The organism is Chromohalobacter sp. 296-RDG (genome assembly GCF_029889885.1).
In the GTDB taxonomy this organism is placed as follows: domain Bacteria; phylum Pseudomonadota; class Gammaproteobacteria; order Pseudomonadales; family Halomonadaceae; genus Chromohalobacter.
Genome location: NZ_JARANY010000075.1, coordinates 1 through 8,520, shown reverse-complemented (window position 1 = coordinate 8,520; position 8,520 = coordinate 1). Strand labels below are relative to the sequence as shown.

The window sequence follows — 8,520 nt, the reverse complement described above, 5'->3', positions numbered from 1 at the left end:
GTCCGACCTGCGGGAAACCAAGGAGGCGCTGGGCGAGGCCCAACGGCAGATCTACGCGCTTTAAAAGTGGCGTCGCCTGCTCGACGAGGACGAGAACTCGTAAGGTCGCTGAAGGCGGAAATGGCCCAGGAAGGCCAGGTGGTATCACTTGCCAAACTTTGCCGCTGGTTGGGTTTTCCCCGGCGAAGTCTGTATGACCGGCCCAAGGCGCGGCAGCGTGTCGTGAATACGGATCTGACGGTCCGGGTGAAGCTGACGCTGGAACGTTTTCCCAGCTACGGCTATCGCCGGCTGGCGTGTGTGCTGGGTGAGAACCGGAAGCCAATCCAGCGCATCCTGCAGCTCAAAGGCTGGCAGGTGCGCAAGCGACCGCAAGGCTTCCGACCTCGCGCCAGAAGCTTGCCGTCGATTACTTCACGACCCGATGAGCGCTGGGCCATGGATCTGATTCATGTGTGGTGCTGTAAGGATCGGCGAGCCAGCTTGGCGGGCATCATCGACTGTTGCACACGAGAGATCTTCGGTTGGCGATTATCGGACAATGGCAGCAGCAAGACCGCTGAGGTGGCGCTGGAGGAAGGACGGATCTATCGGCTGGGGGCGCTGGGACGTGTTCAGCAGCCGTTGTCCTTGCGATCAGATAACGGGCTCGTTTTCAGCAGTCGTCACCACACCGTCACGGTGAAGGCCTATGGCCTCACGCAGGCGTTCACGACTCCGTATACACCGGAACAGAACGGGCTTGTCGAGCGCTTTCCGCTTTTTGAAGGAGGAGTGCATCTGGCTCCATCGCTTCGAGTCGCTGGGCCAAGCCAGGGTCGTGATCAGTCGCTGGATCCGGTATTACAACGAAGAACGGCCATATCAGTCTCTGGACTACGTGGCACCCCGAGCACACCCCACATTAACGGCGTAGGGTGTGCAGAAACCAGGGTACAGGGCGGCATTGCCGGACTTTTTATTCTTGTAGTTTGTACCATGCCGACGTCGGTGCGACTCTCATAGGATCAAAAAGTTAATTTAAAGGCGCTTACGCTGAGTGATATAGGAGCTATCAATTAAGAAGTTGAAAACAAGAACATCATCTACGTGGTCTGCGATTCATGTTTATGATTTCTGAGGTAGCCAAAGCATTACGCTTCGGGAACATTAAGTTAAGATTCTTCTATTGGAACGTAAAGCGTTTTGTAAGGTTTTCCCATGGATATAGAGGTTTTAAAACCGCGCACGTTACTGTCTTCGAATAAAAGCCTATGTGTCATGGCTTCAAAGTCCTCCATATTCCTGGCAATGCTAATAATTACAAAATCACCTTCGCCTGTGACATAGTAGCACTGTTGAACCAATGGCTCCTTCATAGCTTTACGCCGGAATGCCTCTATCTGTTCAGATCGATCCCTTTCGAGTTCGACAATGACAATAAAGGTCATGCTCATATTAACGGCAGCCGGATCTACAATGATGACATTGCCCTTTATTACTCCACTGTCACGCAAACGCTTGATGCGACGTTGAACTGCAGGCACTGAAAGTGATACTGCGTCCGCCAAGCGTTCGAGAGTTAAGCTTGCATCATTCTGTAGCAGGTTTAGTAGTGCCGCATCTTTAGCATTCATAAAACGAAGACTCTTATCGAAAAAGTACCTGAATTCGCAAAATTCTATATCTTTTTCTTGTGTAAAAGCAATTTCTAATCAGAATCTTTTGCCATAATATAACTGCAAAAGCGACACAGGCGAGAGTTAAATTGAGCCTAATGTCAGTTTAAGCTCGACGTAAGTGTAGGGCATTGCAGGCTTTATCTTATATAAGACTAAAGTCTTACGAGTCATGATTTCTCCTCAAGCGTCATGAGAAAACTTGATTCCCGGAAAATTTACGTAAAGGCGTTCGAGATGAGTAATATCATGGAAGCAGTTGAAGATTCGGTTCGAGCAAATGATTTCATAATTCTAAGAAATTGCTTTGAGCGGTTTGATGTGACGTTGAAGCTAGAAGGCATGAATTTTGCTGACTCTATTAAGCTTCGTACTGCTAAAGCACTTTTAAATTACGCGGAAGAGAATTGTGGACTAAAGAAAAGTAAAAGGTTTATAGAGTCGAGTTCTGGCAATCTAGGCGTTGCGCTGAGTATGATAGCGGCTAGCCGGGGGTACGAGTTCATTTGCATCGTTGATCCTAATACCAATGCAACTAACATTGCTATTATGAAGGCAATGGGTGCAAGTGTAGTGGTCGTGAATACTAAAGATGAATCTGGTGGTTATCTCGGAACCAGGAAAGAATTCATTAGAGAACGACTTGTACATGACAATAATATCATATGGCTCAACCAGTATGAATGTGAGGCGAACCCTGCTATACACTTTTCAGAAACAGCTCATCAAATAAATATTAATTGCTCAGACGTGCGTAAAATTTATGTCGGTGCAGGCACTACTGGCACTGCTATGGGCGTATCTGATTACTTTAAAAAATACTTTCCTGGAATAGATCTAATAGCAGTCGACTCTGTTGGCTCAGTAACTTTTGGAGGAAATGCCAGTCCAAGATATCTTCCCGGGCTGGGCGCTAGTGTACCACCAATCTTTTTCCAAAAAGAAAGTTTCAATCGCCTGATTAGTGTTAAGGAAAGTCATACTGTTGCTGTCTCTAGGTACATCGCAAAAAAGTACGGGCTATTACTTGGTGCCTCTACTTGTACTGTGCTCGCTGGCATGTATGAGGATGCTAATGCAACAGACGAAGTGTTGGTAGCCATCTCGCCAGATTTAGGGAGTAAGTATATAGACACTATGTACAATGATGAGTGGTGCGATGAAAAATTTGGGAGTGAATGGCGCAACGTGAAACTTAGCAGCAATGAACCCAAAACTTACCAAGTGGAGTTATAAATAATGTTTAAGGTAATCAAAGGAGTTGAAATTTCCAATTATCTTGATCAGGACACTGAATCTGTACTAAAGGTGGTTGGAGAAACTTGTTTGATGCATAAAAATGGCTCCACAAACAATCCAGATAGTTATTTTTTGAAATTTCCGGATAATGATAAGAATAGAATTATAGCACTCCCAGCTTCTATCAACGATCCGAAGGCTCAGATTTTAGGCATTAAATGGATTGCCAGCTATCCTGGTAACATCGAAAAAAATCTTCAGCGTGCCTCTGCCACTATGGTCCTGAACGATTATCAAACAGGCTACCCATTAGCTTTACTAGAAGCTTCTCAAATAAGCGCACATCGAACGGCTGCATCTGGTGCAATGACTGTGGGTGCATTGAGTACACGAGGAAGGGAAATTAATACAGTGACCCTGGTAGGCTGTGGAGTGTTGGGTCAAAAGACAATTAATTATGTAGTGGCGCTTGGTATAGATATAAAAAAATTGATTATTTATGACATTAATGAACAATATGTCGGAAGCTTCGTAGAGAGGAATAATCAATTTGATAAATGCACAATTGCTTCCACTCTGAAAGAAGCCTTTGACTCTGACTTAGTGATATTGACAACAACTTCTGAAAATCCATATATTGATATGAGCGATATAGACCTCAAGCGGCAGGTGATTCTTAATATCTCACTACGAGATCTGTCCCCGGTAATTATAGAAAACTCGGTCAATGTGGTAGATGATATTGATCATTGCTTGAAAGCGCAGACTTCTTGCCATCTAACTGAGCAAAAGCTAGGTAATAGGGGTTTCATAAACGCTGTAATAGCTGATGTGTTAGACGGTAGCTTCGAAGACGACACTAGCAAGCCAATTGTTATCTCACCTTTTGGCTTGGGAGTTTTAGATTTAGCCCTAGCTTATCAAATATATAAATACAAATATGATGATGCATCTACTGTAGACGTTGAAGGCTTTTTGCCAGATATGAAGCGTTTGTGATATTTATTCAATTTTCTTAGCCAGTACGGTTTTCAGTAAATGCTATTCGAATATTTTGAAAGTCTTTATGAAAGATTTCTTGAGAATAGTTAGGGGCATAATAAGATTTTTTTAAAGCAAGGTGATGCTCGAATTTATGCCTAGATTAATATGGCTTTCAAAAAGAAAGGTGGTGTTCTATGAGTTTAAATTTTTAAGTATCGAGTTTCTGGGTTGGAGCCAAGGTTTGCAGGTTGATAAGTTTACAGTTTAGGAGTTAGTAGAATGCACAGCGATTCTTTAAAATTGCCGCACAAAATTGTCGGGGAAGAGAATATTTCCCACTTGGACTACTCAGTCGAATACGAACCGCCTGGGACTCTTTTGCCAACTGAACGTCACGACACGTTAAGAGTAGAAAAACTGATAGACAGAGTGAAGAAAATGGGAGTTTGGACTACTCCTATCTTGGTTGATCAAAATTCGCTGGCTATCATGGACGGCCACCATCGTACTGCTGTCGCTTTGAAGTTAAACGTAAAAAAAGTACCAGTAGTAAAGCTTAGCTATGGTGACCCAAGAGTTCTTCTTAGTGGGTGGGAGTCTGGAGAAATTTTCAGCCCTGAAGACATCGTTGCTGCAGCTTTATCGGGTGTGCTTCTTCCATTAAAAAGCACAAAACACGACCTTGCAGTTCCATTGCCAAGTCTAAAAATTCCTTTAAGTGACTTATTCTATTAATATTAAAAAATCATGCTTAGGGCATGATGCGATCTGGCTATTCTCTATCTTAATGTTTTCTGGTTGTGCCCTTAAAACACATGGGTGCGACCTTCTTCGTCGGCCAAATAGTAAAAAGCAGGTGACATCTTTAACATCAAGCTCATTTCCTCGGGAACACGTCTCGGCGATACGCTATGGCAACATAGATATATTCTTTATAATAAAATATGCAGATTAACGAAAGTTCAAATGGTTTGAGTGATTTTTCTCCAAGCTACAAGGCATTCGTGCCAGCTGAAAATGTACCAATTTATTGGTAATCAATGCCCCCCAGAGAACTATGGCCGGTGTGCGACTACGCAATGTCAGCTGGTCGCCCAGAGGCGATTGGTTCATTTATAGAGAACACAGCTTTATTCTCAGCGGTTACTATAGAGTTCCATAGTGTCGTCAGTAGTATGAAAGCGCAGCGGATCGGTCATATGCGTCAGCACCTTATGCTTTTGCCCTTGGTGCTTCTAACCTCGTGGGAGATTTGGCCATTTCACTGGCTTCTGTTGCAGGTCTATTGAAAAAATCGTCGTTAACATAACTTCGCTAGTTGAGATACTGCCAAACACTGTTTTTTGATCAGGTAGCTGATCATGTTGGCACACCATTCGCACTTGTAGGTAGCGCGCCTCTCCGGAGGCATTTGGCGCTCGTTTAAAAGTTCTTCACTGTCTGGTGTGTCAGGTATTTTCCATACTACTTCGTCGAAGTTTAAGAGTTTTAGGTAATACGCAAATAAGGGTGAGGCGTTTGTTCGTGCCTCAAGCCTGCGTTTTCTCGAAAATACGTTTAGCTGTATCCAACTCAAGGGATCTTCGCAAAGTGACGCCGGCGTGCCCCATTAATTTGTTAATCAAATCGGGGGGGAGAGTATCTGAGAGGCTGGTAAAATTTTTAGTTGAGACACGAACAATTTCTTGACTACAATTCATAGAAATCCAATATTAGTAAATCACCAATACCGGAATATCGCGCTGTCAGTGAATTAATGAAAATTTTGACTCACTGGCACTAAGGCTTAGAGTAGGGTTTTAATATTTAGATGTGCATGTTTTTTCTTCTTCTAAACTTATTGTTAATGCCAAGGCTAGTGACGCCTTCTACTATAAGAAGAAATACGGAAAACCATATTGCCAAGTAGGTAGGCCATTCTGAAGCTTTGATTTCTTCCCCAAGTATTAAGGCGACTACTAAAAGTAAAGCTGGCTCTACATATACTAGTAGTCCAAAAAGTGTCAAGTTAAGGTGAGGGCCTGATAAAGCTTGAAATGTGAGGGCAGAGGCACTCAATACTCCAAGTCCTATTACTAGCCACAATGTATCTATATTACCCAAGATGTCTGATGTTATTTCTCCGCCAGAATAAATAAAGATTATACTTATTGGTAAGCTCAAAACCATGTCCACCCACAAGCCCCCAATGTTGTTCGTGTCTGTTTTTCTTCTTAGCCAGAAATACACTGGATATCCCAACCCTACAGCCAAGGTCGGCCAGGCAATATTTTCAGAAAACCCTATTTGATAAAGTATGCCAAGCAACGCGGAAAAGCATGCTACTTTCTGATACCCCGTCATTCTATCTTGAAAAGCTATTTTTCCTATAAGAACCATTGTTAACGGCATTATAAAATAGCCAAGGGATACTGATAGGCCATGACCGTTTCCAGGGGCCCAAACGAATAGCCAGAGTTGGAAGCTCAACATTGCTGCTGAAAAAATCCTTGTTACAACAAACATTATGCTCTGAGTGAGCCTTTGACATATCGTCACAATTTGCCCCCAGTATCCCCTTGTTATGATAAATACAGTCAAACAAGGGAATGTTAAAAGCATACGCCACCCAAAAATTTCTTCCCCATTAAGATTGGTAAGAAGAGAAGTGTAGGCAAACATGGATGCAAATAAGAAAGATGCTATCACATTCAATGTGACTCCAATCGTAGTGTTCATTTTTAACCCGCACCTGTTTGGAAAAATTAGCTCGCTCGGGCTTTATTTTCCTATAATTCACTATCAAAAATGACTATTTTTTAAGGCCTTTCACGCAAGATTTTTTCGTTTTAGGTGTTTGATGCGCACTTTCCATGGATTAGCGTCACTGGCTTAATAAGATCTTCCACATCATGCCGTCGCAACGAGTTAAATTTGAGGCGCTGCTAGGGTGGTTAGAGTTTAAAGAATTTGCCCAATCTACGCTTTCCGAACTGATTCTTATATACCCTAAAGTGACCAGAAAACAGAGCAGGCGTATACCTATCATATTGGTGACAATCATCTTTTCCCTGCTCAGCAGCGAGCCACACACGACCGGTATCAGTGGGTACATCGATACAATCACGATGCTGATGATGGCAAGCTGGCCTTCGCCCCCGCTAACGCATATAGCGTTAGCCCCCATGCACTGATACCTCCCGCTGCAGTTGCCAATAGTGGAAAGCGCTTTCGTGCCGAGCCTGCGTATTGATAAAAGGGCAGACAACATACGGCGCCGCTTAACATACGGAGTGCGATGCCTAAAAAGCAACGTGGTTGGGCACCTGGCCAAGAACGTGAAGCTGCATGGCAAACCCAAAGCTTGCGCTTAAACCAAATAGCTGGCTCGTTTTGGTGCCGCTACTCATCCGCGCTTTGCTTGGCTTACCCCCGTCCGCGGTTAACCAGATGGCGGGTAGGGTGGTCATCACGCCTAGCGATACCCTGGCTTTGGGCCGCTCGCCAAAAAAACAGCGAAACCTTAAGGGGATGGTGACCATCGCAACAGCGCTTCCTGGCATTATTTTTGGCCTAAGCGGTAGGTGCTGAATCAGGTTGGCCGACATTGGTTGAGTGAGGTTACTCAGCAGAGCGGTTCTCGCCACATGATTTGATGTTGTTAGCGGTAATGATGCGTTTACATCGCAGTGTTACGAGCATGCTCAATCTTCCCTATCTCAATCATATCGCTCCACGCCAGGGAAGGGCAGCAGCCAATATTCACGTCGAATGCTCCAAAGCTCATACGCCAGCTGCCATAGGCCCGTAGGCGACATCAGGTAGGCGGATGATCGTCCCGGTTATTGAAAATGACATTGAAGACGGCACGCTCGAAGGCGAAAGCTATTTGCTGCACATCGTTGGTACACAGCTGAGTTGCCCGGAGGAAGTTGACGTAGTCCAACGCACCCGGTGACTGGTAGTCAGCGCCGGTAAAGGCGGCGAGGCTCTGCATGGTCCTGCGTCAGCAGCCATGCCTGTACGCCCATGCCCGATAGCGCCACGAGCCCGGCGACGATGGAGAGCAGGTCGACAGGCATCTGCAGCGCCAGGGCGAGCCCACCGAGCGAGGCGCCGAAAGCACTGCCGAGATATAGCGCGGATTCGTTCAAGGCCACCGCAAGATTGCCGTCGCCCTGGGATTCGCGGGCTTTCATCAACTCGTTGTTCTGGGGCACCTGCAGTGCCCAGCCCACGGCGCCCCACAGCGCAATCGGGATCAGCGCCAGCCAAGGGCTGATGCCAAGCAGCAGTGGCAGGGTGATCAACGCGATACCTAATAGCAGCATGATGGCGAAGGTGAGCCTGGGGCCTGAGAAGCGGTCGGCCAGAGTGCCGATCAAGAAGCTGCCGAGCACCCCACCCACGCCCCACACCCACAGATAGGGCGTCACCGAGCGCTCGCCGTGGGCGCCGATCAGCGGCGCGATAAAGGTATACATGCCCAGGCTGGCGATGGCGGCCAGCACGCGCGTCGAGCCGGGCAAGACCTGGTGTCAGGTGCCGCCTCTGGTGAAGCGCCTGATGGACGACCTGACGACACGCCCTAGCTACGTACTGAATCTGCGTTGGGACGTGCTGGCGTGGAACGACGCGGCGGCGCGGGTATTCGGCTTCG

8 protein-coding genes and 1 pseudogene are annotated in these 8,520 nt (G+C 46.0%); 5 read left to right on the top strand and 4 right to left on the bottom strand.

What is annotated here, in order from left to right:
* The first annotated feature begins 120 nt into the window (after positions 1–120).
* On the top strand, positions 121–1,005 hold the full coding sequence (locus tag OP495_RS15480; protein ID WP_280570577.1) for a DDE-type integrase/transposase/recombinase: 885 nt from the start codon (positions 121–123) through the stop codon (positions 1,003–1,005).
* 149 nt (positions 1,006–1,154) lie between these two features.
* Here the strand turns inward: OP495_RS15480 and OP495_RS15475 are convergent, their stop codons facing one another.
* A complete protein-coding gene (locus OP495_RS15475) occupies positions 1,155–1,616 on the bottom strand; it encodes an Lrp/AsnC family transcriptional regulator (protein ID WP_280570575.1) in 462 nt (153 codons plus the stop codon).
* A gap of 291 nt (positions 1,617–1,907) precedes the next feature.
* On the opposite strand from OP495_RS15475, the gene OP495_RS15470 reads away from it, so the two are divergent.
* The 3 genes from OP495_RS15470 to OP495_RS15460 all read left to right on the top strand — a co-directional run bounded on the left by OP495_RS15470 (position 1,908) and on the right by OP495_RS15460 (position 4,616).
* Positions 1,908–2,894, top strand: a complete 987-nt coding sequence (locus tag OP495_RS15470; protein WP_280570573.1) for a pyridoxal-phosphate dependent enzyme — start codon at positions 1,908–1,910, stop codon at positions 2,892–2,894.
* Between the two features lie 3 nt (positions 2,895–2,897).
* Entirely contained in the window at positions 2,898–3,896 is a 999-nt protein-coding gene (sbnB, locus tag OP495_RS15465) for a 2,3-diaminopropionate biosynthesis protein SbnB (RefSeq protein WP_280570571.1), read from the top strand.
* 264 nt (positions 3,897–4,160) lie between these two features.
* Positions 4,161–4,616, top strand: coding sequence for a ParB N-terminal domain-containing protein (locus tag OP495_RS15460; RefSeq protein WP_280570570.1), 456 nt, complete (start codon positions 4,161–4,163; stop codon positions 4,614–4,616).
* Positions 4,617–5,687: 1,071 nt separating this feature from the next.
* On the opposite strand, the gene rarD is transcribed toward OP495_RS15460, so the two are convergent.
* The 3 genes from rarD to OP495_RS15445 form a co-directional block, all read right to left on the bottom strand.
* Positions 5,688–6,599, bottom strand: coding sequence for an EamA family transporter RarD (gene rarD / locus OP495_RS15455; protein ID WP_280570569.1), 912 nt, complete (start codon positions 6,597–6,599; stop codon positions 5,688–5,690).
* Between the two features lie 1,078 nt (positions 6,600–7,677).
* Positions 7,678–7,857, bottom strand: coding sequence for a hypothetical protein (locus tag OP495_RS15450; RefSeq protein ID WP_280570567.1), 180 nt, complete (start codon positions 7,855–7,857; stop codon positions 7,678–7,680).
* Positions 7,826–8,371: a hypothetical protein gene (locus OP495_RS15445; RefSeq protein ID WP_280570565.1), complete on the bottom strand. Its 546-nt coding sequence runs from the start codon at positions 8,369–8,371 to the stop codon at positions 7,826–7,828. Before OP495_RS15445 ends, OP495_RS15450 begins: the two co-directional genes overlap by 32 nt.
* Positions 8,372–8,375: 4 nt before the next feature.
* On the opposite strand from OP495_RS15445, the pseudogene OP495_RS15440 reads away from it, so the two are divergent.
* A pseudogene (locus OP495_RS15440) lies at positions 8,376–8,520 on the top strand (transcriptional regulator); the annotation flags it as partial.